At 50.9% G+C, this 26,132-nt stretch carries 23 protein-coding genes, 1 tRNA gene and 1 riboswitch; of the genes, 12 read left to right on the top strand and 12 right to left on the bottom strand.

Going from position 1 to position 26,132, the window contains the following annotated elements:
* Positions 1-186 precede the first annotated feature (186 nt).
* Both J7439_RS19985 and J7439_RS19980 read right to left on the bottom strand, forming a co-directional pair.
* A tRNA-Ser gene (locus J7439_RS19985) sits at positions 187-277 on the bottom strand.
* A 244-nt stretch (positions 278-521) separates the two neighbouring features.
* Positions 522-1,028, bottom strand: a complete 507-nt coding sequence (locus J7439_RS19980) for a lactoylglutathione lyase family protein (RefSeq protein ID WP_209203716.1) — start codon at positions 1,026-1,028, stop codon at positions 522-524.
* Positions 1,029-1,120: 92 nt separating this feature from the next.
* Between J7439_RS19980 and J7439_RS19975 the strand changes: the two genes are divergently transcribed.
* Entirely contained in the window at positions 1,121-1,993 is an 873-nt protein-coding gene (locus J7439_RS19975) for a LysR family transcriptional regulator (protein ID WP_209203715.1), read from the top strand.
* Positions 1,994-2,086: 93 nt separating this feature from the next.
* Here the strand turns inward: J7439_RS19975 and J7439_RS19970 are convergent, their stop codons facing one another.
* From J7439_RS19970 to J7439_RS19930, 9 genes are all read right to left on the bottom strand, one after another.
* A complete protein-coding gene (locus J7439_RS19970) occupies positions 2,087-4,216 on the bottom strand; it encodes a DNA recombination protein RmuC (RefSeq protein ID WP_209203714.1) in 2,130 nt (709 codons plus the stop codon).
* A gap of 105 nt (positions 4,217-4,321) precedes the next feature.
* Positions 4,322-4,978 (bottom strand): ChrR family anti-sigma-E factor, encoded by a 657-nt coding sequence (locus tag J7439_RS19965; protein WP_209203713.1) that lies wholly within the window; start codon positions 4,976-4,978, stop codon positions 4,322-4,324.
* Positions 4,975-5,532, bottom strand: coding sequence for a sigma-70 family RNA polymerase sigma factor (locus tag J7439_RS19960; protein ID WP_209203712.1), 558 nt, complete (start codon positions 5,530-5,532; stop codon positions 4,975-4,977). The genes J7439_RS19965 and J7439_RS19960 overlap by 4 nt, the downstream gene beginning before the upstream one ends.
* 783 nt (positions 5,533-6,315) lie before the next feature.
* Positions 6,316-6,480: a hypothetical protein gene (locus tag J7439_RS19955; RefSeq protein ID WP_209203711.1), complete on the bottom strand. Its 165-nt coding sequence runs from the start codon at positions 6,478-6,480 to the stop codon at positions 6,316-6,318.
* 47 nt (positions 6,481-6,527) lie between these two features.
* Positions 6,528-6,803, bottom strand: coding sequence for a hypothetical protein (locus J7439_RS19950; RefSeq protein ID WP_209203710.1), 276 nt, complete (start codon positions 6,801-6,803; stop codon positions 6,528-6,530).
* A complete protein-coding gene (locus J7439_RS19945) occupies positions 6,800-7,765 on the bottom strand; it encodes a hypothetical protein (protein ID WP_209203709.1) in 966 nt (321 codons plus the stop codon). The genes J7439_RS19950 and J7439_RS19945 overlap by 4 nt, the downstream gene beginning before the upstream one ends.
* A gap of 51 nt (positions 7,766-7,816) precedes the next feature.
* Positions 7,817-8,710 (bottom strand): hypothetical protein, encoded by an 894-nt coding sequence (locus J7439_RS19940; RefSeq protein ID WP_209203708.1) that lies wholly within the window; start codon positions 8,708-8,710, stop codon positions 7,817-7,819.
* Positions 8,711-9,086: 376 nt separating this feature from the next.
* Entirely contained in the window at positions 9,087-9,398 is a 312-nt protein-coding gene (locus J7439_RS19935; RefSeq protein WP_209203707.1) for a hypothetical protein, read from the bottom strand.
* A gap of 200 nt (positions 9,399-9,598) precedes the next feature.
* The gene (locus J7439_RS19930; RefSeq protein WP_209203706.1) at positions 9,599-13,126 is read right to left on the bottom strand and encodes a coiled-coil domain-containing protein; all 3,528 of its coding nucleotides are present in this window, start codon (positions 13,124-13,126) and stop codon (positions 9,599-9,601) included.
* A gap of 1,161 nt (positions 13,127-14,287) precedes the next feature.
* Here J7439_RS19930 and J7439_RS19925 point away from each other — a divergent pair.
* The 10 genes from J7439_RS19925 to J7439_RS19880 all read left to right on the top strand — a co-directional run bounded on the left by J7439_RS19925 (position 14,288) and on the right by J7439_RS19880 (position 23,823).
* Entirely contained in the window at positions 14,288-15,682 is a 1,395-nt protein-coding gene (locus tag J7439_RS19925; RefSeq protein WP_286198449.1) for an NAD(P)/FAD-dependent oxidoreductase, read from the top strand.
* A gap of 2 nt (positions 15,683-15,684) precedes the next feature.
* Positions 15,685-16,620 carry a DUF1365 domain-containing protein gene (locus J7439_RS19920; protein WP_209203704.1) on the top strand — a complete coding sequence of 312 codons (936 nt, stop codon included), beginning with the start codon at positions 15,685-15,687 and terminating at the stop codon, positions 16,618-16,620.
* Positions 16,617-17,858: an SAM-dependent methyltransferase gene (locus tag J7439_RS19915; RefSeq protein ID WP_209203703.1), complete on the top strand. Its 1,242-nt coding sequence runs from the start codon at positions 16,617-16,619 to the stop codon at positions 17,856-17,858. Before J7439_RS19920 ends, J7439_RS19915 begins: the two co-directional genes overlap by 4 nt.
* The gene (locus J7439_RS19910; RefSeq protein ID WP_353623090.1) at positions 17,843-18,430 is read left to right on the top strand and encodes a DUF3833 domain-containing protein; all 588 of its coding nucleotides are present in this window, start codon (positions 17,843-17,845) and stop codon (positions 18,428-18,430) included. Before J7439_RS19915 ends, J7439_RS19910 begins: the two co-directional genes overlap by 16 nt.
* A gap of 11 nt (positions 18,431-18,441) precedes the next feature.
* Positions 18,442-19,221: an SDR family NAD(P)-dependent oxidoreductase gene (locus J7439_RS19905; protein ID WP_209203701.1), complete on the top strand. Its 780-nt coding sequence runs from the start codon at positions 18,442-18,444 to the stop codon at positions 19,219-19,221.
* Positions 19,222-19,274: 53 nt separating this feature from the next.
* A riboswitch (TPP riboswitch) is annotated at positions 19,275-19,375 on the top strand.
* A 144-nt stretch (positions 19,376-19,519) separates the two neighbouring features.
* Complete coding sequence (thiD, locus tag J7439_RS19900) at positions 19,520-20,338, top strand: bifunctional hydroxymethylpyrimidine kinase/phosphomethylpyrimidine kinase (RefSeq protein WP_209203700.1); 819 nt, start codon at positions 19,520-19,522, stop codon at positions 20,336-20,338.
* Positions 20,339-20,353: 15 nt separating this feature from the next.
* Positions 20,354-21,136: an ABC transporter ATP-binding protein gene (locus tag J7439_RS19895; RefSeq protein WP_209203699.1), complete on the top strand. Its 783-nt coding sequence runs from the start codon at positions 20,354-20,356 to the stop codon at positions 21,134-21,136.
* Positions 21,137-21,139: 3 nt separating this feature from the next.
* Positions 21,140-21,892, top strand: a complete 753-nt coding sequence (locus J7439_RS19890; protein WP_209203698.1) for an ABC transporter permease — start codon at positions 21,140-21,142, stop codon at positions 21,890-21,892.
* Between the two features lie 3 nt (positions 21,893-21,895).
* The gene (locus J7439_RS19885) at positions 21,896-22,882 is read left to right on the top strand and encodes an ABC transporter substrate-binding protein (protein WP_209203697.1); all 987 of its coding nucleotides are present in this window, start codon (positions 21,896-21,898) and stop codon (positions 22,880-22,882) included.
* A gap of 146 nt (positions 22,883-23,028) precedes the next feature.
* Entirely contained in the window at positions 23,029-23,823 is a 795-nt protein-coding gene (locus J7439_RS19880) for a hypothetical protein (protein ID WP_209203696.1), read from the top strand.
* A 74-nt stretch (positions 23,824-23,897) separates the two neighbouring features.
* On the opposite strand, the gene J7439_RS19875 is transcribed toward J7439_RS19880, so the two are convergent.
* On the bottom strand, positions 23,898-24,869 hold the full coding sequence (locus J7439_RS19875; RefSeq protein ID WP_209203695.1) for a ribonuclease Z: 972 nt from the start codon (positions 24,867-24,869) through the stop codon (positions 23,898-23,900).
* Positions 24,870-25,128: 259 nt separating this feature from the next.
* Here J7439_RS19875 and J7439_RS19870 point away from each other — a divergent pair, with 259 nt between their 5' ends.
* Positions 25,129-25,917 carry a hypothetical protein gene (locus tag J7439_RS19870; RefSeq protein WP_209203694.1) on the top strand — a complete coding sequence of 263 codons (789 nt, stop codon included), beginning with the start codon at positions 25,129-25,131 and terminating at the stop codon, positions 25,915-25,917.
* Positions 25,918-26,132 lie beyond the last annotated feature (215 nt).

Raw genomic sequence — 26,132 nt, 5'->3', positions numbered from 1 at the left:
ATTAACTAAACCAATGCAATGTGGAATTCTCGGAGTGTGCAGAGAAAAGTTAACTTTAAACTCAAGTTTCAAATCAGTGATTTCAGATCATCAGGTTTTGTGAAAACACTTATCGTACAGAACTGAAACCTGAAACAAGCTTATAGAATAAAAGGAGAGAAAATCAAGGAGGTAGAGAAAGGTATATGGCGGTGAGGGAGGGATTCGAACCCTCGGTACGCGATTAACGTACACACACTTTCCAGGCGTGCTCCTTCAGCCACTCGGACACCTCACCATTTGCTCAAAACGTTTATCGCCCCGAACAGGTGGCGTACTTTATATCACCTTCCTCTCAAAGGCAAAAAGAATATATACCTACCAACAAAAAAATTACCGAAAGCGATTAAGACCAGACATTTTGCCCGGACACGATAGCCTCTTTGCTGAAAATACAGAGCCAGCCCCACCGGCCTGTGCCGCTGGAGCATCTTGGTAAACACTGCATCTTATGGCTTGCAGGCCTGGTATCCCTTTCCGGCTCAGTTGTAGGCACCCGCTGAGTAGGTCAACTCATAGCTGTGGCTGTAGATCTCCAGGATGTTACCAAACGGGTCTTCCATGTAGATCATGCGGTATGGTTTTTCACCGGGGTAGTAGAACCGTGGTTTTGCCATACGCCGCTTTCCTCCTGCGGCCACAATCTTTTCTGCCAGGCCTTCGACATCCGGATCCTGCACGCAGAAGTGGAAAATACCGGTTTTCCAGTATTCGAAGTTATTTTCAGGGTTTTCCTGGTTTTTAAACTCGAAGATTTCAACACCGATCTTGTCACCTGTGGATAAGTGAGCAATGCGGAAGTGCTGCCATCCGGCACCAAACACATCGGTGCACATTTCACCAATTGCACTATCGTCTTCTACAATCGTGGTGGGTTCCATAATCAGGTACCAGCCCAGCACTTCTGTGTAAAACTTGACAGCCTTGTCCAAATCCGGAACAGAAATACCGATATGAGAAAAGGTTCTTGGGTATACTCGGTCTGTCATTGTCTTCTACCTCAACAGCAATGACATCAGTTTATAAGCTTATTCTGGCAACAAAAAATTATCTTTTTTGATCCTGTTGATAATATTCCGTTATGGTAAATCCCCTCTGGCTAAAGACCTTTATTACCCTGGTTGAGCAGAAGCATTTCACTCGCACCGCCGACTTGCTGCATATGACGCAGCCGGGTGTCAGTCAGCATATCCGCAAACTGGAATCGTATTACCAGGCCACGTTGATTAACCGCAATGAAAAAGGCTTTGAGCTGACACCGGAAGGAGAAAAGGTGCTTCGTTTTGCCCAGAAACTGGTCGTCAGTGAAGAACAGTTGAAAGAGTCCCTGAAAGAGGACAACCCTTATGAAGGGACATGTCGGCTCAGTAGTCCGGGAGCGCTGGCCATGAGGCTTTACCCTCAGCTATGTGCCCTGCAGCAGCAATATCCACAACTGATGATGCAGTATGAGGTGGCTCCAAACCACAGGATCGTGTCAGAACTGATGAACAATACCATTGACCTTGGCCTGATTACCCATCAGACCGATGAGCCGGAACTGGTCACCTGCCCTATCGACCGGGAGCAATTGCTGCTCGTAGTACCCGCTCGTTTTCGTAATGCCGACTATCGTGAACTATGCCAGCTGGGTGTCATTATGCATCCCGATGCCAGCCATCATATTTCCTCGGTGCTCAGATCAAACTATGCTCAATTCCGGCATCTTTCTGAGTTTCCGGTAAAAGGGGGGGTTAACCAGATCAACCTGATTCTTGAGCCGGTGGCAGCGGGTAATGGCTTTACCGTTTTGCCAGAGTCCATGGTGAAGGCTTTTCACCAGCAACAGGCGATCAGCATCCTGAATATGAGTACTGCTGTGTATGAAACCATTTACCTGACTCATAAGCGGTATCGCCCCATGGCTAGCCGCTACCGGTTTATTCTGAATGCACTATTCCCGAACCAACTGTGATTCGGGAATGGCAGGAGATTGTTGAATGTAGTACCAACAGGCCACCAGCTGACTGAAATTTCAACTGCGGCAACCTGGGTAGAAATACGCAATCTATAGATTATCTTCTGACCGGAACTGCTGCTCATAGTCTGGCCAGGAATATTCAGGATTCTCCTGCTCCAGCCTTGCCAGTTCAGCTTCAAGAGATGGTAGCTCCTCTTCAGGCGAAGGCATGTCAATGCCCAGTTCTGAAAGCTTGGACTCCAGCACAGAAAAGTCCGGCGCAGTCGGGAGTTCACCTTCATCCAAAACGGTACTGTCTTCAGTGGGAAGATCCGTCTGGTGCAGGCTGTCAGTAGCCCGGGCAAATTCCGGACCGGGCCTTGCCTCCAGTGAAGCCAGATCAGGTGAGCTATGGTTCTGATGATGGGCATCAGGCTGCTCTGTATTGTCAGGAGCCCGGTCAGCAGCTACATCCGTTTCAGCCTGTGGATAACGTTCCGCTTCATCTGATACCGGGTTATCCACAACGGGCGTGGATACCGGTTCATCCTCGACGGCTTCTGCTGGTGTGCTCGCCTGTTCAGTGGTGTCTGTGAAAGTGGAGGCCTCTGCGGTGTCAGGTGCAGACTCTTGCACAGAGGGCACGGCCTCCTGAGGGGCAGTCATTTCATCAACCGGCGCAAGGGATGACGGTGCCTCCGCCTCAAGTGCTAATAACTCTTCTGCTTCCAGTGGCTCCAGGTCGGCTGTTTCCAGAGTCTTGGCGGGCAATTCCTTCTTGACCCGAACCCCCAGTGCCAGAAACTGATCCGCCTGGGCTATCAGGTTTCCACGACCGTGCTTCAGTGTGCCCATGGCATCATCGTAAGTGATGCGGGCATTGCCGAGCTGGATATCCAGCTTCTCCATCTTCTCAACAAAAACACGAAGTTTGTCGTACACCTGGCGGCCTTTGTCAGCCAGCTTGCGGGTGTTGGCATTTTGCCGCTCAATGGTCCACAGATTGGCAACGGTGCGCAGGGTGGCCAGCAGGGTAGTGGGTGTGACAACCACGATGCGTTTCTCAAAGGCATCATTAAACAACTTCTGTTCATACTGGAAGGCCGAGATAAATGCCGGCTCTACCGGCATGAACATAAAGACAAAATCAGGGGCCTTTATTTCCGGCAGGCTCGGATAGTCTTTCTGGTTCAGGCTGTTGATATGGTTGCGGATGCTCTGGATATGGCGGGCCATGGCAGCATCACGGTCAGCATCGGTCTCAGCGTTGACATACGCCATGTAGTCCACCAACGACACCTTGGAGTCGATAATCAGATGTTTGCCTTCAGGCAGGTGGACAATAAAGTCAGGCCGCTTGTTCTGGCCATCTTCATCCCTGAAGTTGGGTTCCCGCTGGTATTCCTGCCCTTTGATCAGGCCACTGCTGTCAAGAATGGTCTCAACCTGCATTTCACCCCAGTTGCCCTGGAGTTTCTTGTCACCCTTGAGTGCCTTTGCCAGGTTCTCGGCATCGTCGGTCATCTTGCGATTGAGTTGATGCATGGTTTCCAGCTGCTGTTTCAAAGCCGCCCGGCTGGCACTGTCTTCACGGTGAGCCTCTTCAACCTTGTTACGGAATTCACCCAGCTGCTCCCTGAACGGTGCCAGCAGCGAATGCAGCTGCTCATGGTGCTGATCAGAGAGCACTTTTCCCCTGGCTTCAAAGATTTCGTGGGCCAGGTGCTTGAACTCCTGCTTGAGGGCTTCCTTGTTTTCCTGAAGCTGCATCAGGGCTTTCTGGTTCTGCGCCTGTTGTTCTTCAAGGCGGGTTTCAAGCTCCTTTACCCGCTGTTCAGCCTGGCTCCGGCCAGAGCGCTCAGCAGCCAGCTCTTTCACCCGATCCTGAAGATCCCTGTTTTTTTCTGCTTCACGCTTGCGCTCTGAAATCAGCATGGCCTCCAGCCGCCCGACCTTCACCTGATGCTGATGGGCCAGCTCGTTGAGACGTGACGTCTCCTGATGCAGAAGGGCTTTGCCAGCGTCCAGCTGTTCCTGCATAACCACGCCCTGTTCCGTCAGCTCGTCCTGCAAATCGGCTTTCTGCTCTGTCAGCTGGGCAATCTGCAGATGCTGGGCATCCACCTCCCGTTCCATTTGCAACCGAAGGCTGTGCTGGGTCTGTCGGCAGACGAACCACGCCATTGCAAACGACAGCAGTGAAGCTAGAGCAACTACGACGAGGGCAGTAAGCGTCATGAAACAATCTCTCTGGAATTACACTAATGACTTTTTGACAGGTTCGACGAGATAAAAGTTCAGGTCAATAGCAAAAAATCTTGCTAAAGACCTGACTTGCAGCTTTTATAGCTGAAAAAAGGGCTGCAACAGCCGGGGAACCAGACCTTTGAAGCGGAGAGGGCCATCCGTTGCAATAAGACAGATACAGCCTTCATGGGTATCGGCAACCGGCTGATGGGTGATATCCGGGTCAACATCCGCCACATCGCCCACAGAGAAGCGCCCCAGTTCATCGCTATAGGAACCCTTAAGGACCAGGGTGAGTTCAGAGCCACTATGGCCGTGGGACGGCATGAAGGTGCCCGGGGAAATTTTCAGCAGTCGCAGTTTGCCCCGGGAAGCTGGCAGAATAAACTGCTTCATGCCAGGAGCCATGGTACGCCAGTGGAGATCACTGAACCATTGGCCAATCATCGGGCGCAGAGGAGCCGGAATATCGCCGTCAGTTTGATCGTCTGGTATTGAGCGGGTCTCGAAATATGCCTCGTCGACCGGTTCGTCCAACATGGCCAGCATCGAATCCCGGGAGCTTTTGGATATGGATTTCAACGGTTCCTGCTCCATCAGCCCAAGGCCGATCAGCTCAGCGTCCGCAACCTTGTCATGACAGTGGTCACAAACTGCCAGATGACAGGCAACGACCATGGACAGTGCGTCCGGCAGGCTGCAGGCACCGTAGCTGAGCAGGGTGCTGTCATCGGGGTGGTGATTGCAGTTCATGACCCACCTCCAATGCGAACCCGTAATTTATCAAATGCGAGCCTGAGGCCAGACTTGACACTGCCAATGGGCATGTCCATATCTTCGGCGATTTCTCGATGGGATTTTCCTTCGTAATACACTTTATAAACCAATTGAGCCTGTTGCTGAGGCAGGGCACCCAGGGCATCTTTTAATCGCCCTGAATCACAGGCCGCCATGCTGGGTGTGTAACCTGCCTCGGGATAACTGTTCAGCGGGGAAAGCATGTCAGGCTTCTCTTTACGAAGCCGATCGATCCATAGATTTCTGGCGATACGAAAAATCCATGTGGACGCTGTTGCTTTTGCCGGATCATAGCTGGAAGTCTTGCGCCATACCGATAACAGGGTTTCCTGAACCAGCTCTTCAGCCAGTTCTTCATTAGCCCCTTTCCTGACCAGAAAGCTTTTCAGCCGCGGGGCGAAATAGTCGTAAATCTGCATAAACAGCTGTTTATCGCGACTTTTCGCCAGATCAACAAGAACGTGCCTGAAGTCCTGCTTTTGCGCTACCCGATCAGGTTTGAATTCCATAGAGGTTTCAACAAGCCGAAGATGTGCCATAGTTCTTTAAATTTCTTATACATAAGTGGTTATACGTAAAAAGTGCCAATAAGGATCCTTTACGGTGAATACAGCCACTGTTCTGCATAGTACCTCTATTAAAAGCCCTGCGTAGCTTTTCCTCAACAGAAAATAGCGTTTCTCTGAGGATCTGCTTCATTAACGCTTGACGCTTATATCTCCACCCGTTTAGGTGATGCATCCTGCCAGGTTTGTTGACATCCTCCCCTCCCTGAAGGAAGGGTATTCCTGCTCGTCACCAAACAGGTTTCCTGATTCAACACGCTTTCCCCGGGAGGCTGTCCGAGAATAGCGCCCGTAGCGAGGATGGCAGAAAATTGAGGATAAAAAGTCGGAAATTTTTAGTGAATAGTGGTTCTATTTGCTAAAAATTTCCGACTTTTTAGACCAATTTGCTGCCACCGCAGTAGGGCAGTCTATTCTCGGTCAGCCTCCCAGGAGGCTGTCCGCTCTATTCGGTAAGCCAGATCAACCAGTCCGTTTGCACCACAATCGACTTGCCGGAAATGGTGGTAGACCAGTGGCTCGCTGGGTGTTTTTGCCTGTCTGTCCTGTACGTCTTTGTCCGTGAAGAAATACTCCCATACTCTTGTCAGCCAGTTTGCAAATGGCCGGGTTTGCACAGCTCGTTGACCATGCCTGGCCTTTTCAGGGTTTTCTGTGCTTGCAGCTCAGAACTTGCCGACCGTTGGCTCCCATTTCCGTGTAAAGGCTTCATTGTTGTCATCCCTTTCAAAAAATCCTGAAACGGTTCACCCGCCACTCATACCCATCAATCACGCCACTCTCATAATACCCCGCCCAGTCATAAAAAAACGGCACCCAGCTACCACTGGGCATCAGGTCCATCAAACCAATGCACACAAACACCACACAGGCGCTGATCCCGTATTCCACCGGTTCCCCGGTCCCGGAATCGGCTGCCGAGCAAATGGCAGCGGCAGTCAGAATAAGGCGACAACGGCACACCGGAAACTGTCATCCATCCGCCAGTATATGGGGCACACCTCCAGCAACAGGAACAGGGCCGCAATCCAGGCCAGGCTCCACACGCTCAGATAGTGGGTCACCGTCCGGTGCTTTACCGGCCTGCCAACAAACTTTAGCACCCACTCCATCCAGTCCGGCGTAGTGGCCCCGATAATGGTCGGCGGCACCAGCCGCAGGTCATAGACAGCCGTGACCGACCCGGCGATCAGTACATGGTTCACCCACTTCATGGTGAGCCGTACACCGCCGGGTCCGGGCTGACATGGACTTGCACATTAAACTTTCCTGAGGCCTGTGGGATGGTAAACTCTTCATCAATCCTCTCAACTGGCTCGGAGTTATAAAAAACGTCCAGGCAGCCAATAGTTAGCCCCAGGTCCTGCGCCACTCTTTCTGTGCTCTTGCCGTTCACAGTGGTTTCCAGAAAGGCTTGTCGGAAGGCGTTGGTGCGGTAATTCCATTTGTGCTGGCGCAAGACATCGATGGTTTGATCATTTTTGATCCTGCACCGTTCTATGATTGTCGGCAGATTCAATGGCCAGTCATTGCGGTGAAAAGTCTCTTCAAACTGGTGAACAATCACGTTACTCATGAAAAAAGAATTGGCGACCGCATTGCCTAATTTGAAATTATGTATGAATTTCCAGTGCGTCCGGGTAATTACATTGCTAAAGTCCAAAATCCACGGGATATCATTCTCAAGCACCCCGCTACCACTGGTCTCGATCCCTCCCAAAGGATCAAACGTCGTATTGGTCAGCTCATTCATGGCGGCAAATTGATCGGCATACTGAGTCTTCAAGACGGATAGCCGGTTTCGGATCTGCCAGTCCCACCAGATCCTCTCCTGATAATCCCTCAGGGTTTGTACATCAGTGCTTAGTATGTTCTGGTTCATCCGGTCCCGGTTCGTCTCGTCTATCTGGGGCATCAGGGACCCAAGCTGGTGTTCAAACACCCGGCGCATTTCTGGCCGCTGGCCCTCCTCCTGCTCTGCCAGCCGCACAATCCGACCGTCCGCCGTCATGCCAAGGGCGTTCAGTGGCTCATTGCCGGGGTTGTCCGCCAGGTAGCGCTCAATGGCCTGTGTCGTTGCTTCCGTCGCTGCTGTTGTGGGCTTCACTGGAATATCCTTTTTCGGGTGTGGTTCTGTGACGGGGTCCAGTACCGGCAACGCCGCTACCTGTTTCAACCAGACATTGGGCAGTGCCCGCCCCGGCGATCAGTACATGGTTCACCCACTTCATGGTGCGCCGTACACCGCCGGGTCCGGGCTCACGTGCACAACCACGGAAAACGGCTCATAATCCGGGTCATACTCAAGCGGTTCATCGATGCTGCCGGTTTCTTTGCCCATATACAGCACGGCAAGGCGGTCAATCCTCAGGCCCAGCGCTTGTGCCACCCTGGCGGTGCTTTTGCCGTTGTCCGTCGTTTCCAGGAACGCTTTGCAAAAGGCCTCGCTACCGTAGTCCGCCCGATGATCGATCAGCACTTTATTGGTGTCCGGGTTCGTAATGCTGCATCGCTCAATGGTGCTTGGCAATTCCAATAGCCAACCCTTTTTTTCAAAAGCCCATAGGTACTGCCAGACAATCACCGTGCTCATATAGAATTCGTGCGGGTTAATGTTGCCTTCCTTCAGGTTGTTCTTGAACTTCCAGTGTTTCTGGGTAAATTCATTGCAAAAGCGGTATTTCCAGGGGTGTCCGTTGGTGTTCCCTTCCCCACAGGTGCGTGTCTGGCCGTAGTAATCAGTCGTTGTCGTCAAGGCATGCATTTTTTCCAGCTTGTCGGCCTGTTTGCTGAGTGTATCCTGCAATTTTTCCCGTATCTTGCGGTCTCTCCGGATGTCGGCATAGACGTTTTCCAGGGTTTGGTATTCCATGGTGGCCGTGTCCTCAACAATCCAGTCCCACAAAGCCTTGTCCTCCCTGGGGGGGATCAGCGCCTCAAGCTGGCGTTCAAGGGCCTGCTGCAGTGCCGGGCGCAGCTGTTCATCCTGCTCTGCCAGCCGCACAATCCGACCGTCCGCCGTCATGCCAAGGGCGTTCAGTGGCTCATTGCCGGGGTTGTCCGCCAGGTAGCGCTCAATGGCCTGTGTCGTTGCTTCCGTCGCTGCTGTTGTGGGGTTCACTGGGAATATCCTTTTCCAGGAGAGGTTCTGTGACGGGGTCCAGTACTGGCAACGCCGCTAACTGTTTCAGCCAGGCATTGAGCAATGGCCGTTTATCATCCGAGCACTGCCCGGTAATGCCTTACCGGGCCGTGGTAATGTCCGCTTCCGCCTGGATCAGCGTTTTGTGCGCACCCAGCAGCTTTTCCATAAACGCGACCTGCTCATCCGTAATAACTATGCCCTTTTTTACACGCACCTGTAAGCGGGTTTCTAAGACCCTGTAGAGGATGATTTCTACGGGTAGCGATGGCCGTTATAAAGTAGCCCTATAAGCTCTGACGTGGCTTTACGGCGAAGATACTTCCGATTCATCTCCGTGGCGGAAAACAGCGGCCTACTGGCCACAATGCCAATGTACTCCTTCCCGATGATAGTGTTGTCGGCGGGTTACCACGCCCCGAGAGCGCAACCCGGCCTCCAGGTTCAGCTCCACATTGAACCTGGTCGGCTCCGGGTAACAATTGACGGCCTGCTGGAAGATCCCGTCACTGTCCAGCACCGGGGCCGGTTCCAGCGGGTTCATGTAGCCCTGGTAATCCACTTTTTCGCCGGTGAAGGTTGGCAGCTCGAAGGGTTTCACCTCCGGCGGGGTCTGCTTTTTTCCGTTGAATGCATCCAGCAAGCCTGCCTGTACTGGCCCGCACACCAGGCTGAAAACCATCCCTGCTAATCGCCGGTACATCCTGCGCCGACTCCTGTTTTGTTGACATCCTCCCCTCTCTGAAGGAGGGGGATTCCTGCTCGTCACCAAACAGGTTTCCTGATTCAACACGCTTCCCCTAGGAGGCTGTCCGAGAATAGACTGCCCTACACGGCAACTGCTCCTGAACCCATGCGTCAGACGTTCTATAACAATTGCGGGAGACGCAGATTTTTCAACTCAGGTTTATTACTCTCCACCCAGTTCATCAGACTATATGGACTATTTACATCTGGTAAGTCTGTGACCGTTTTCACCCACAAGATACCCACCTCTTTTGCAAATATCTTGCTGGCCGCTATCCGTGAAGAAAATCCATACGTGCTCTCTGTATGAAGGGCCAGCGGATTTATTCCACTGGTACCCAAGGACTCTGAATCTGATACGACATCAGGATCCAGCGCACCACCATCAGGCACCACACTATCAGTGACATCTGGCACCTCAAAACCAAAATAACGCTGCCTTGGGTAAGGCGTTGTGTAATGCTGCAACTCATTCATCACGGTTTGCGGCTGCTTCATCAAATCAATCCCGAAGGGGATACCAAAACCGGCTTCTGCGGATGTCGCTTCTTCAGCGCTTGCACCCAGAGCTTTGAGCACTGGTGCGACCAGGGTAAAGCCAATATCTTCCAGGTTGCCATGATTATCCCTTCCTGAACCATGGGCAAAACTGACTGTATTTCTACTGTCCAGTTTTTCATTTAAAGACCAGCGTGCCTCATAAAAAGGATTTCCTTGCTTTAAGCCTTCAGGCATCCGGAGATTTGCCCCCAGAGGGCTGTATTTATGTGCGACAGTGCTATGCATGTATATTTGACGATGGTGCTCAGGCATAATGCTATCAAGTCTCACCCGAAAGCTGGCACCGTTAAAATCGCTCTCGTCAGGAGCAAAAGCATACACCTGCACAAGCTTGATCTTTTTCGGCCAGTGATTGCCGCAATCATTAGCTTCTATCATTCTTTCCCTAACATCGAAAGGCAGAGATCCAAAAGGAATATCTGTGCTGGTTACAAGGGATTTGATCTTCTCAGACGAAGGCTCGATGCCCAGAGTGGCGGTAGACGTGGACCCGTTATCAAATATGATCGTGTTCGTGAAGTTCAACGCACTGGCAAATAACGCCAGGCTATCGCCATTTGTAAGAACAGGTCTGGTCATCGCAGGCCCTGCATGCAGGGGAGTATTTTGCCTGAACAGGGGACGCGGTAATACTGGCTGGAGGACGTTATGGCTGCCCGGCACAGACTGACTGGCGGATTGTGATGGAGCAAATTTGCTTAACAGTGCGGACATATTGCCTGCTGCCGCCGCAAACCCCGCATTTGAAACGGTTCCCTTCTTGCCAAATTCATCCATCTCTTTTTTAAACACAGCGACCCCTTTTTGCAGCAAAACCTCAGGTTGAGGCTCAGCTGGAGTCACCTGCCCCTGGCCCCCACCTGATTCAATGAGATTTAACTGTTTATTCAAACGGCCAAGTCTGGTTGACAACTCTGTCCGTAAAGGTATGAGTGCGTTATCAGTGAGCCTGCCAATCATCTGTGTTGCTTGTTCCAGATGACTTCTCGCCCTGGTAATAAGATCATCTTTAGCAGAGGAATTCGGGTTGCTGATTAAAGCTTCAATTGGTGCTTCTGCAAAATCCAGCGCTTTTCTAATATTTTCTACTTCGGTGTGATCCTGATTACCACTTACAGGCTGAGCGCTGGCAGCAGTGGATTGACCGCTACTTGCCCCTCCTCCCTGAAGCGTTTTCAGTCTGCCGAGCAAAGACGAACGCATACTTTGCAATCGTTCACGTTCATCACGAAGATCCCCCCCATTCAACTCATTGAGTATTTTTTCAGTGATCGCATCCAGAATCGACTGAACTTCACCCATATGAGTTTGATTAAGATGAATTCCACTAACGGCTTCACGATTCTTTTCTTCACCTCTTAACCGACCGTCAGCGTCTCTAATTAATTCATTAATTTGCTCGATAACCTTCTTAGCATCTACCCGGGCAGAAGATTGCATTTTTGTAGCGGCTGCCGTTGCAGCGGCTGCCGTTGCAGCGGCTGCCGATGCAGCGGCTGCGGAGCTTTCAAACTTACTCAGCCTCTCCTTCAAATTACTCAGCCTGGCAAAACAATTATCTGTACCCTCTTTCAGAGAGAGCGACTCGGCATCCAGCAATGCTGCTCTGGCCTGCTCAACCTGATACGACTTAGGACTACCGCTAACATCATATTCCATCACTTTTATGATATTTTCAGCATTATCAAGCTGAGTGATTAAATGATGTTGTTGGACGTTTTTCTGAATTTCAGAAAAACTTTGTTTAAGAATACTGAACTCCTTAATCAATTGATTTCGCTGCGCTCCAGAAGGAAGCTTTGTGACAATTTCATCAAGGTCATCACATTTGGCAGAAAAAGAACTAACTTCCGCTGGTAATTGTTGATACTGAAAACCCTCAAGGTCACTTTTCAGGCATGCCAGGGTTTCGAAAGCAGTAACCACTGAAAGCCGCTGACTGATACTGATCTTTAACTCGCTCAATCGCTCCTTGAGTTCTTCCTTATGGGACCCGGACTCTGGAGAACTGAGCTTGCCAATCTGATCATCCAGCGCGTTAACTTTCCGTTCCAGTGCCTTTATTTCAGTTTTGTTTTTTGGCTCATTCTGTGCCAACGACCGTTTCAGCTCATCTATCTGGCCATGGAACTCAATGACCCTGCCCCCCTCTTGCAAGGCCAACTGTTGTTGCTGGATGCCATCAAGATTGGCTTTAGCTTGAATGTATTGTTCCTGTAGATTCACCGGCAAGTTAAAACCAAGTCTCACTATTTCCATTTGAACCAAACTTAATTGGTGCTGGAAAGATTGACTTAGAAAATCCTGCGTTACTCCCTGCTGTAAAAGAGCAATTTGAGTGTTCAATTCCGCTAACCTCTTTTCAGCTTGAACTACGTCGTAGTTCGGTGGCGCTGAGGGTGTCATTGTCGGAGCATTCCCCTGAGGTAATAATGGTTTTCCCTCCATGGTAAACGCCGGGTTTTCAGCAGGTGGCAAGCCCGGCTCATTTACCCCCTGACTCTCTTGCCCAAGGCTACCAATGGCAGAGCGAGCGGCATCCAGTTTCTGTTGACATTTGTTCATTTCACCAGCAAAGAACTCCATGTCAACAAAATGGGGCGTGTGGATTTTCCCATCCACTCTTACATCTGTGCCATTCAAAAGATCACATAAACCTTTCGCGACCTCCAGATTATCGCCACGCCCCCCCTGATCAATCGCTTTCTCGCTTTCTTCTTTTACTTTTAGAAAAACATTCATCACTGCACTGGTCTTACGATCCGTTAATTGTGCACGGCGATTACAGTCTACGGGCAATCCATACGCCTCAAGGTCTTTAACAAGATTATCTCTTTTCCAGAATTTGTCATGCACTCTGGCAGCCTGAGCGCAAGTATCCTCTGCGAGCTGCCTCATGCCCCCTTGCGTCATTTCCTTGAAGAAATTACTTAAAACATATTTATTAACATTTTTGCCATTAAAAACTACAACTGTCGTATTTGCACCCCCACCCTCGTTAAGGCATGGTGCTTTATTGAAACCTGATACCTCTGGAGGCTGTGTCGAAAATGCCGGACTCCGAGTAGGAAATTGTGGTGAATTCATGATAAATGCTCCTTGTTGAAAGTTTTTCTGACGAGTTTGATTATTCGGTCAAAGAAAAGTTCAATTATTTACTTAGATAGCTTTTTCATTTTAATTTTTTTTAATAGCAGGTCTTTTGATTGAAGAGGCTAGTGATGTTTTATTGCAAACTCACACAGTCATTCAATTGAAACCTGAAACCCAAAAATCACAATTATTTTTAGTTTTACACAATTAAGGTTTAAACTTGGTACGAAAGGCTGAGAACAAAACTGAATAATAAAATGCCTGGTGTTTGAATAAATTTGAATCTTCAGTCAGGTGCCTGTGCGCTTCCGAGATTTTTTGAAAGAGCTAATTGCTCTCTACGTTCCCGGGATTTTTATCCGGACAGATTGGCGCAGTTCATCCACATTTCCGGTGGATATTTTTATTAACCCGGATATTTCATAAACGTGCTCCCGCTCTCGCTTGTCCTTTGCCGCTCTAAGGGAGTTTTGCTCAGTCGACCGTACTCCCCGGTACGACGCTCCCTCACAAAATCCCTTAGAGCGACAAAGTCCTCGGCTTTGGCATCCTGCGTCGCCCTACCTCCCACATCCATGTGGTCGTGCGCGAGATTCGGGGCAGTTTATGAAATATCCGGGTTAAGTTATCCGCCACGGCTTGCGCCTCTGCCGGGGCAAAGCCTTTTTTCTCAATTTCCTGAATCATCCAGGGACGCAATTCGTTTTTGATGTATTCCGAACTTGCCGCTCCGGTATCCCTGACATCAGGAGTGCCAACAACCCACTGTGAGATCCCGCCAGAATCGTGCCCACCATGCTCAGAGCGTCAGTAATGGCCTGGTGGGCACGATCAGGGGATAGCCTTTAGCGGGAAATATTCTTCTTGAGAATTCTATACCTGGCCCGGACCCGCCCAAAGTTTTAATCCAATGAGCGTTTTTGTGCTCCACTTGTCTGGTTGCGCTCATGCTCCCTTTTTTCAGTGGCTGAAGCATTATTGATTGATTTTCCATATAAATGGGTGAACCATTACGCCACTCTGTTCGTAAATTTTTTGCATAGTACGTTACTGCTCTGATGAAAGGTTTTTGTAGATAAGAATTACTTATTGGCACTCAAACCTTTTTATAGCGAATAAAATCAACAGGGAGTCTCATTTGTGTCCACAAAAGGAATGAACATAGCTGTCGTCGGTTCCGGTATTAGCGGACTCTCCTGCGCCTGGCTACTTTCCAAACAACATAACGTTACCTTATTCGAAAAGGATGATCGCTTTGGCGGCCACAGTCACACTGTGTCTGTGGGCGATGAGAAGCCCATTCCCGTCGATACCGGCTTTATTGTTTTTAATGAGAAAACCTATCCAAACCTGATCGCTTTTTTCAAACACCTTAAGGTGCCTTTTGTCCCTACGGATATGTCTTTTGCCGTTTCTCTGAACAACGGCTCTACTGAGTACGCTGGTACTGATCTTTCTGGGCTATTTGCCCAGAAGAGCAACCTGCTCCGTCCGGGGTTCTGGCTGATGCTGGCTGATATCCTGCGTTTCTATCGCAACAGCGAAAAGTGGATGGGCAGCCTTGAGCATGAACAAGGCATAGATGCCTCCCTGACCCTTGGCCAGCTACTGCATCGTGAGCGCTTCAGTCAACGGTTCATTCATGATCACCTGATTCCCATGGGCGCTGCTATCTGGTCAACACCGGCTGACAAAATGCTGGACTACCCGGCTTTGGCTTTTCTGCGCTTCTGCTCAAATCATGGCCTGCTGCAACTGTCGGATCGTCCTCAGTGGCAAACCGTGAAGGGAGGCAGTCGGGAGTATGTGCAGCGGATTATTGATGATCTGGGCACATCGGCGCTCACCAATCGCTGTATTCGCAAAATAAAACGGTTTTCTGACCGGGTTCAATTGACCGATTTCCAGGGTAAAGACTGGCATTTTGACCATGTTGTCATGGCCTGCCATGCTGACACGACGCTCAGCCTGCTGTCTGAGCCAGACGAGTTTGAACAGCATTTGCTGGGCGCTTTTACGTTTCAACGGAACAAGGCTCTGTTGCACAGCGATGAACGACTGATGCCTGACAACAAAAAGGCCTGGGCCAGCTGGAACTATCTGGGTTCACATACATCAGACCCCGGCAATGAGCAGGGGCCAGCGGTTACCTACTGGATGAATAATCTGCAACATCTCGACGGTCCGCCACTGTTTGTCACGCTGAATCCCCAGCAGGAGCCGGCCACCGATCTGATTCATGGTTGCTACCTGTATGACCATCCTGTGTTTGATCGCGCCGCGATCGAAGCCCAGGAGAAAATCTGGAAGCTCCAGGGCAGAAACCGCACCTGGTATTGCGGTGCATGGATGGGCTATGGTTTCCATGAAGATGGGCTACAGTCCGGCCTGGCTGTCGCGGAGAGCCTTGGAGGCATTCGCCGCCCCTGGCAGGTCAAAGGAGAAAATGACCGGCTCCATCGTCCGGACCTGTTTGGCCGCAGCTTTTTTGACCCGGGTGTTGACAGCACGCAACTTGAATCCTCTGAGCCTCAGCAGCAGGAATCTTGAGAATGGAGTCTTCCTCAGGTTCTTCTATTTATGTTGGTGAGTTGATGCACCACCGGTTCAAACCGAAGAAGCATCGGTTCTCTTATCAGGTGGCTTCCTGGTTGCTGGATCTGGACACCATTGAGGCGTTGGATCAGCAGCTCACCCTGTTTTCCATTAACCGGTTTAATGTTGTGTCTTTCTACCCCCGTGATCATGGTGATGGCTCAGAGACACCGTTGCGGGAACAGATCAACCGGTTGCTTCACGACTATAATATTGAGACACCGGATAACGTCAGCTTACTTTGTTATCCAAGGATGTTTGGCTATACCTTTAATCCATTGGCGGTGTACTTTTGCTATCGGGATCAACAGCTGACCGCCATCGTTTATGAAGTCAGCAATACCTTTGGCGAAAGGCACTCCTATGTGGCGGCTGTCGAGTCTGGAAAGCAGCCTGAAAAGCAGTCGGACGATAAACGACTGATAGAGCATAGCAGGCAGGTTGTTCAACGAACCATTCAACAACAGGCCGATAAAGCACTGCATGTTTCCCCCTTCTTTCCCATGGACTGCTATTACCATTTCCGGATACAGCCCCCCAAAGAAAAGGTGACTCTTGCCATTAACCTGAACGATGCCAGCGGCAAGCTGTTCACTGCCGTGTTCAAAGGGCTGCGCAAAGCCATCACCGATCGTTTTATCGTAAAACAGACCATGCTGCTGCCACTGCAAACCGTGAAAGTCATGGCGGCCATCCATTGGGAAGCCTTGCGGCTCTGGCTAAAGGGCATATCGATTTACTCACACACACCAAGACATTTCTTTTTCAGCCATACCCGTGCAGAAACGCCAAAAGCAAAAGAAAAAAATTTTGCGCCCTACGCCGCGATGAACGGTGAGAAAGCAAAATATTTTTCACAAAACAATACAGCGAACAGGGGGAAGAACCTATGAACTCAACCAGCTCCACGGAGATCACCAGCAAACCCTGGTTTCCTGCGCTGAGAAATGTACTCTCCTGGCTGGAAAAGCGATTGGTCAAGGCGGGGGTGAGCAAAATTGAGCTGCGCATTGATGGCAACGACAGTGTGATGGTGGGGCAGTTCCGGTCAGGCACCCCCATTCCCTGTCTGCATATCCATAATCCGGTGGGGTTAATCCAGCAAGGCAGCCAGGGGTTACTGGGCTGGTCAGAGTCGTTTATTAATGGCGACTGGAGCACTCCGGACCTGAAAGCGCTGACCGACTGGGCCATGGCCAATGAAGACAATCTGCAGGAGGTGATGGCAGCCAACTGGTTCAGCAATCTGTTTAACCGGTTGCTGCACAAAATACGCCGTAACAGCCGCTCCGGCAGCCGTCGCAATATTGCCGCGCATTATGACCTGGGCAACGACTTTTACCAGCTATGGCTTGACCCGACCATGACCTATTCAAGTGCCCTCTATTTTGATGAGCATGAGGATCTGGAAACCGCACAGGGCAATAAGTACAACACTATTATCGACTGGCTTGAGCTTCGTCCGGGGCATTCCCTGCTTGAGATAGGCTGTGGCTGGGGCGGCTTTGCCCGGGCACTGAATCAGCGGCACCAAGGCACTTACAAAGGGATAACACTGTCGCAGGAACAGCTGGCCTATGCACAACAGATGTCGGACAACCAGTCCCATCAGTTCAGTCTTACGGATTACCGGGATATCCATGAACAGTATGACCGTATCGTTTCCATCGAAATGATTGAGGCCGTGGGTGAAGAGCACTGGCCGGTTTATTTTGAAAAACTGTACCGCAGCCTGAAACCCGGAGGTTCCGCCGTTATCCAGGCCATTCTGATTGATGACGCCCGTTTCGAGGAGTATCGCCGCGGTGTTGACTTTATTCAGCGCTACATCTTCCCGGGCGGCATGCTGCCCAGTGACAGGGTGATGAAAGAGCAGGCCAAAAAGGCCGGGCTGGCCATAACCAACTCCCTCTCTTTCGGTCTCGACTATGCAAGAACGCTGGATGAATGGAAACGGCTCTTTCTTTCGGCCTGGCCTGCCATTGAACAGCTCGGATTTGATCAGCGCTTTAAACGCCTGTGGCAGTTTTACCTGGATTACTGCACGACCGGTTTCCAATTCAGGAGTATTGATGTTTGCCTCTACAAACTCACCAAACCTTTGGAGTCCGCATCATGCGAGTCGCGCTAACAACAATAAAAGATTGGACGTCGGGACGAGCCTGGCTCCTGACCCTGCTTTTTATATTGACGGTTATGCTGACGGGGTGTTCAGCCATGAATATTGAAGACTATGCAGCTAGTGAACCAAGTCTGAAAATTGAACACTACTTTGCTGGGGAAACCGTCGCCTGGGGCATGTTTCAGGACAGGTTCGGCAATGTTCAACAACGGTTTAAGGTGTTGATGACCGGAGAAGTCAAAGACGGTGTACTGACTCTGGATGAACACTTCATCTATTCCGATGGTAACGAGTCAACCCGTATCTGGAAGGTCAACATTATGGGTGATGGACAGTACCTGGGAACCGCCGGAGATATCGTTGGCCAGGCCATTGGCCGCAGTGCCGGCAATGCCTTTAACTTCAAATACCAGATGCGACTGCCCATCCGTGGCCGGGAGTGGGTGGTGACCTTTGATGACTGGATGTTCCTGCAGGAAGATGGCGTACTACTGAATGTCGCCACCATGAGCAAATGGGGGATCAAGCTGGGTACGTTGACGGTCGCCTTTGAAAAACCCGGGCCAGAAGAAGAACCATAAAGGCAGCAGATATGAACTCTACTCAGGATACAGCGCCTTCTAATGCTCCGGTGGTCTGGATCACCGGAGCCAGCCAGGGCATTGGCGAAGCCGTTGCCATTGCCCTGGCCCGGGAAGGAATGACCGTAGCGGCCAGTGCCCGAAATGAGGAACGGCTGGCAGCACTGGCCAGGCAATCAGATGAACTGCCAGGCAGGATCATTCCCTTTCCGCTGGATGTGACTGATCAAACGGCCGTGAATGAGACGGTCAACAAAATCATTGCTAATCATGGAGCCATTGATCAGGCGATTTTAAATGCCGGCACCTATATCGCTTCACCGGCAGCGGAGTTTACCAGCAGCGTGGTGCGCCAACAGATGGAACTGAATCTGATGGGTGTCTGCCACTGCCTTGAGCCACTGATCGCTGCCATGAAAAAACAGGGTGAAGGGGTGATTGCCATTAATGCGTCGCTGGCAGGCTATCGAGGCCTGCCCAAAGCGGCGGGCTATGGGGCCAGCAAGGCGGCGTTAATCAATATGGCGGAATCCCTGAACTCGGAGCTCTGGCGAGAGGGTATTGATATCAAAGTGATCAACCCGGGTTTTGTCAAAACACCATTGACCAGCAAGAACCGGTTCCCCATGCCTTTTCTGATGGAGGTGGATAAAGCTGCAAAGGTCATCGTCAAAGGGATGAAGGGGCGGCAGTTCGAGATTCGCTTCCCCCGAATGTTTGCCGCCATCATGGCGCTTCTGCGTCACCTGCCTTACCCGCTGTATTTCTGGTTGGTCCGTAAGACCGGATAAGCACCAATTCGCCCAATCGCTGGACAGACTGTGGCAAACCCCATAGACTCCGCCGGTGTTGGTTGGGGTGTTCTGCCAGTGTTGGCAGAACTGAGATACACCCATTGAACCTGAACCAGATAATGCTGGCGTAGGAAACCGACGGGCCTGAGAGCTGATAAAACCCTGATGTACTAACCGTCGTGCAAACCTGTTATTCAAATGCAGTTTATTGCCCCGACAGGAACCGCAACACCCCGCCCGTTGTTCCCGCCAGTCCTAATGATATGGAGTTTCTCTTGTGGAGCGGCGCGAGCTTATGTCTTCTACACCCATCGCATTGACCATTGCCGGTTCTGACAGTGGTGGTGGTGCCGGCATTCAGGCAGACCTGAAAACCTTCTCGGCCCTTGGTGCCTATGGCTGCAGTGTGATCACTGCGCTGACCGCACAGAACACGGTGGGCGTTCAGGGTATTTTTGACGTCTCACCCGCCTTTGTCCGGGAGCAGCTGGACTCAGTCTTTTCCGACCTGAACATTGCCGCTGCCAAAGTGGGCATGCTGAGCCAGCCTGAAGTGATTGATACGGTGGCCCGCGCTGTCAGTGATTACCAGCCGAAATACCTGGTGGTTGACCCGGTGATGGTGGCCACCAGCGGTGATGTTCTGCTTCAGGAAGCCGCCATCGATAACCTGCGTGGCAAACTGATTCCCAAAGCCACCCTGATTACCCCCAACCTGCCGGAAGCAGCGGTTCTGCTGAACTGTCCCCGACCTGAGTCACTGGAAGCCATGATCGCCATGATTGACCCGTTGATGGCGCTGGGAGCCAGGGCAGTATTACTCAAAGGCGGCCACCTTACCTCAGACCAAGGCAATAATCAGGCCGTTGACCTGTTCCATGACGGTAACACCCTGCACCAACTTGAGTCTCCCTGGGTGGCAACCCGAAATACCCACGGGACAGGCTGTACACTGTCGTCTGCTGTCACCGCGTTGCTGGCCAGGGATTACCCTTTGATCGATGCCGTCCGGTCTGCCAAAGAGTACATTGCCGGTGCCATTGGCCATGCCGACCATCTGAACATCGGCTCTGGCCATGGCCCGGTCCATCACTTTTACCGAACCTGGTCATAGAGATTACCGCAACGCATGTTTGATGTGATTATTCGCCGGGCCAGCCTGAGATTTGGCAACCACTGCGTTTTTACCGACCTGAACCTGACCCTTAAAGGCGGCCAGTGGACCTGCCTTCTGGGTGGCAGCGGTGTGGGCAAAACCAGTCTGCTGCGTCTGATTGCCGCTCTGCCTGCGGGCGAGACAACGGGCGAAGTGGTTTGTCAGGACGGTTTTTCGGTTCATCACCGAATCGCCTGGATGGCGCAGCAGGACCTGCTGCTGCCCTGGTTTTCGGTACTGGACAATATCACCCTGGGGCAGCGGCTGCGTCGCAATCTGACCGATGTGTTCACCCGTCGTCCACTCTTGTCAGCCGAGGTTCAGGAGCAGGCCATGTCCATTCTGGAAAAGGTAGGCCTGAGCGCAAAAGCCGATGTTCTGCCCCAGCACCTGTCCGGCGGTCAGCGCCAGCGGGTAGCACTGGCCCGGACGCTGATGGAAAACCGGCCACTGGTATTAATGGACGAACCCTTCGGTGCACTGGATGCCATCACCCGGCTCAATTTACAGGATCTGGCCTGTGAGCTGTTACAGAACCGTACGGTGCTGTTAATTACCCACGATCCCCTGGAAGCCCTGCGCCTTGGTCATGAGGTTTATCACCTGAGGGGGCATCCGGCCCGACTGACGGATGCCATTACGCCACCGGGCAAAACACCCCGGACACTGGATAATAATGGCCTGATGGCATTACAGGGCAAACTGCTGGATCGTTTACGTCATGAGTCGTTTGATGAACAGTCCGGAGAACCATAAAGAATGAAAGACTCCGTCAAACCCTTTGTCGTTCTTGTTGGCCTGCTGGTGCTCTGGCATACCCTGGTGATGGCCTTTGATATGCCATCCTATATCCTTCCCGGTCCGTTGGCGGTGGCCAACAGCATGGTTGACAATGCCAGCCTGCTGTGGGAACACACGCTGGTTACCCTCAGTGAAATGCTGCTGGGTCTGTTACTTGGTGTTCTGCTGGGCATTATTCTGGCACTGGTGCTGGTCTATTTTACCGCATTAAGACCCTGGCTCTTGCCGCCATTGTTGATTACCCAGGCCATTCCGGTCTTTGCTCTCGCACCAATATTGATGCTCTGGTTTGGATACGGTCTGACGTCGAAAGTGGTAATGACCATTCTGGTGATCTTTTTCCCCGTGGCCACCTGCTGCTATGACGGACTGCGCCATACCCATCAGGGCTGGCTGGATATGGCCCAGACCATGGGCGGCAACCGGCTGGCCATTCTGCGTCATATCCGCTGGCCTGCGGCACTGCCAGCCCTGGCTTCCGGGCTGCGGGTAGCCGTTGTAGTGGCACCGATTGGTGCCGTTGTCGGGGAGTGGGTTGGCTCCAGCGCTGGCCTTGGTTACCTGATGCTTCAGGCCAATGCACGACTCTGGACTGACCAGATGTTTGCTGCGCTCACCGTGCTGGCCTTCTGTTCCGTGACCCTTTACTACACTACCGACCGTGTTTTACGCAGACTCATTCCGTGGCAACCGGAGACTTCCCAGGAATAAGAAATGAATAAACTGATGCAACACACTTTTTTATGGGCAATGGCGTGGCTGCTGTCCTTCAGCCTGCAGGCCAGTGCCAGCAGCCAGGTATCCAGCAGCACACCAGCCAGGGAGCTGGAAGAGCTGACCCTGATGCTGGAATGGTTTGTCAACCCGGATCACGGCCCCATCATCATTGCCCGGCAGAATGGCTATTTTGCAGACCAGGGGCTTACGGTGAAGATTCAGGAGCCGGCGGACCCCAACCTTCCTCCCAAATTAGTAGCGGCAGAAAAGGTGGATCTTGCCGTTTACTATCAGCCCAGCATGATTCACGGGGTAGCCAACGGCCTTCCCCTTGCCTGGGCCGGAACCCTGGTGGCCACCCCCCTGGACGGCCTGCTGGTTCTGGATGATGGCCCGATCAAATCCCTGAAGGATATGAAAGGTAAAACCATCGGTTTGAATATTGGCGGCATAGAGAATGCCATTCTGGACACGCTGTTTGCACCTTACGGGTTTGGTGCCGGGGATGTAAAACTGGTCAATGTGGGCTGGAACCTCTCCTCTTCCCTGATGAGTGGCCGGGTGGATGCCATCATGGGCGCGTATCGTAACTTCGAACTGAACCAGCTGGCGATTGAAGGGCGTAAGGGCCGTATGTTCTATTACGAGGAAAACAATATTCCGCCTTACGATGAACTGATTTTTATCGCCAACAGCAAGCAGCACGATAAAGACGCCATTCGTCGTTTTCTCAGGGCGATTGAACTGGGCACACAATATATTGTGAATAACCCGGAAAAATCCTGGGAGATCTTCAGGGATTACAGCCCGGAGAAACTGGATAATGAACTGAACCGCCGCGCCTGGTTTGACACCATTCCCCGTTTTGATCTGCGACCTGCCGCCAGGGATGCAGGCCGTTATCAGGCATTTGCTGACTATCTGCAAGCGAATGGAGAGCTGAAAACCCAGGTAAACACCAAGGACTACATGCTGGATTTTTAATCCGGAATAGACTTCACCGGCTATCGTCGAGGCCTGCTTTTTGCGATAGCCACCTCCATTTTTAAATTACTCCCTGAGCGTGCCGACAGAAAAACGAATGAACTGAAATCTCTATTGTTTAACTCCGGAAAAAGGATATAAGACCCATGGACAGGTATAAAAAACCAGTGCTCAGATTCATTGTCATGGCGGGGCTTTCCGCTGCGCTGGCTTCTCCAGCGACGGCTGAAGAGGTCATGCCGCGAGGCAATATGCTCTCTTTGAGCGAAAATTATGATTCTGCCGGTATCGATAACGCTGGCTCAATCAACATAAACGGTAATATGAATGTCAACGGCCCTTTTACCAATAGAGCGGGTGGCTCAGTTAATGTCGCTATGGGGCTGAATATTTCCGGAAGTACATTGACCGCCACCAATGAAGGAACACTGACCGCTGGCAGTTACTGGAGTGATGGGCACTTTATTAACAACATGGGGGCGGTCGCATCCCTTGGGGTTATAAACAGCAGTGGTAATGTAACGAATAAAGGTACGTTATCGTTTGAACAGGGGTCCGTCGTCGCTGACTTTGATGGCTCCGGAGGAACCACTTATATCACCATAACAAAACTTAATTATTTTCCAGAAGATTATAATTGGAGTGGGCCCGAGAATTGGAATAAGCCCCTGATTAAAGCCACTGGAAAAATCAAACTTACTTCTGACTCAAAGATCGTTATCAACGTATCCGAAGATGTGCTGCACCGTACCATGGAAGATGTTGTTATTGCCGTGAGCGGTGAACACCTGGTGTTTGATCACAGTGAGACAGAATCAGTTCTTGATCATGCGCCCCGTTCTGGTTTTATCACTTCTGGCAATGACTTCATGGTGTTAGAACATATCGATGTAAATATGTTTGGCATCAGCGCAGACCTCAGAGTGAAAAGGAAAAAATAGGTAAGGGATAAACGCTGCCCGTGGGGGAGGTATTCCTTTTCAAAAACCTTCTTACCAGGATGGAAATCCAGATTTCAATCTGCTTCAACCAGCCGACCGTCCCTATCCACTACCCAGGTACTGAAATCACGGGCCATGCCTGTATTACCCGAATAGTACGTTTCAGCTTCTGCCTTTAACGCATGGATGCTGTTGGCACCAGCCTCAGCAGAACGCTGATAACGGCCACTGAAGTGGGTAAGAATTAAATTGGGAACACCGCTGGCCTCTGCTGCTTCAGCAACCATTCGGGCTGAGCTGTGCATCCAGACTGGTCCGGCTTTTTGCAGGGCGGCTTCGGTGAGTGTGGCTTCGTGAACCAATAGATGGCTGCCTTGCAGTGCATCGATAAGCAATTCCGGCTTATCGTTATCACCTGCAATAATGGCAACCCGGCTGGCGGGTGGTGGTTGCAGAACCTGTTCAGGGAGTATCGTCCGGCCATCTTCAAGAGTAATGGCCTGCCCTTTTTGCAAAAGCCCCCATAGCTCTCCCCTGGGAACGCCCAGTGCCGTCAGTTGCTGAATGTTCAGCTGGGTGCTGAGTGTTTTTTCCACAAAACGATAGGCAAAGCTTGGCACACGATGGGAGAGCCGGTGAGCCGTGACAGCAACCCGGGTATCCTTATAGTGAAAAGTCGGCTGGTCACTGCGAATAAACTCAATACTGAATGGAAGTTCCAGAACATCGGCATAGTGTAATGCAGCCTCAACAAACTGCCGAACGCCGTCAGGTGCGCAGATGGTCAGGGGTGCCTGCCGCCCCTGCATGCTGGCAGAGGTAATCAGCCCCGGCAGGCCATACATGTGATCTCCGTGAACATGAGTAATAAAGATGGTTTTAAGATTGTTGAGGGTATAGCGACAGCGAAGCAGCTGATGTTGCGTACCTTCACCGCAGTCCACAAGATACCATTGTCTGGCATCATCGATGGCCAGTGCCAGTGCCGTGACATTTCTTTCGGTGGTTGGCATGCCGGCCGAAGTTCCCAGAAAAGTCAGTTTCATGAAAACCTGCTTTATCATAATGCAATTTTTATTGTATCAGAGGAATGTTTCGAACTTATGAAATTTCTTGCCAATTTAGTTGTCTAGTTGATACCAGTCACGTTAATTATTTTTTATTTGGGTTTTCTTCATGGTTTATCCCGGATTTATTTATTTAGCTCCAAAACCGACCTTCGTAAGTTATGGCAACGTTGAGTTACCACGGATTGTGGGTGAACCTGCCCGCTTTTGCACACATCATTGCATAGAGGTGGTACCCATGAGGGCAATGGCTGCCAGTGCGGGTGCCCGGATGGAAGGTGATGCTTGCTGTTTTGAGAGAGGTTATCGTTCTGTTCAGCCTGTTTATTCCGGGGGGTATTTTGGCGAGGGCTTCACAGGTCAGCAATATTATGGTTCCAGCGAAAATTCTGAACCATCGTTCAACATAATGAGTAATCAGACGTTCGAACGATATGAAATGCCAATAGCAGAAACTGACTTTCCCGGAAATAACAGTGAGCAAAGAACCCCTCCGACTGCTAATGATATGGATTGCCATAACCCTCCGGAAACTGCAACAGCGGATTCTTGTACCCGGGAGCAGGAGTACTTTCAACGTTTAGCGGAGTTAAATGCATATCAGGTTCTGATTGAGGAAGCGAAAGAAGTCTTACCTAAAAATGCCCTTGATGAGTATATTCGGGATTTTTTGTCGGGAAACAGGAAAGAGCTGGAACTGTCCAGACTCTTTAGACAAAATCCAGTGCCACGGCCACTGTGTGGAGTATTTAGCTCAACATCTGATCACATCTCCAGCAAGAAAGCCAAGAAGGCTCATCGCATAATGGATAAACAAAAAAATGAACTCAGGACAATCCTGGAAAGCCAGAAACCCTCTGATTTTGGCATTAATGCCCGTAAATGGACCATGATGAATGTCACAAAACTGATCAATAACCTATTTCAGTTAGATTTCGAGCAGGGTAATACGAAAAACCTTTTGTGCAGAATGAAAATATCGCTCAAGTCAATCAATGACAGTCACAAACTGACTCCGGGAAGATGATGTGGGGATGGTACTTCTCACTCCCTATTGCGGCTGAAGATTTGAGGCGCTGGTTATGAAAAGTAGTATCATAGGTGCCGGTAGGGCTGAGTTATAACGCGACCCTATCCGAAATGCCGCCTTGCCTGAACAGTAACGCCCGTGAAACTCATCGAATTGAGTGTCACCTTTTCCCTGTCTATATCTGATCTTTAATTGCAGGCATACTGATAGGG

This window comes from Salinisphaera sp. G21_0, from assembly GCF_017744115.1.
Classification (GTDB): domain Bacteria; phylum Pseudomonadota; class Gammaproteobacteria; order Pseudomonadales; family Endozoicomonadaceae; genus Endozoicomonas.
This window is presented reverse-complemented; position numbering and strand designations above follow the sequence as displayed.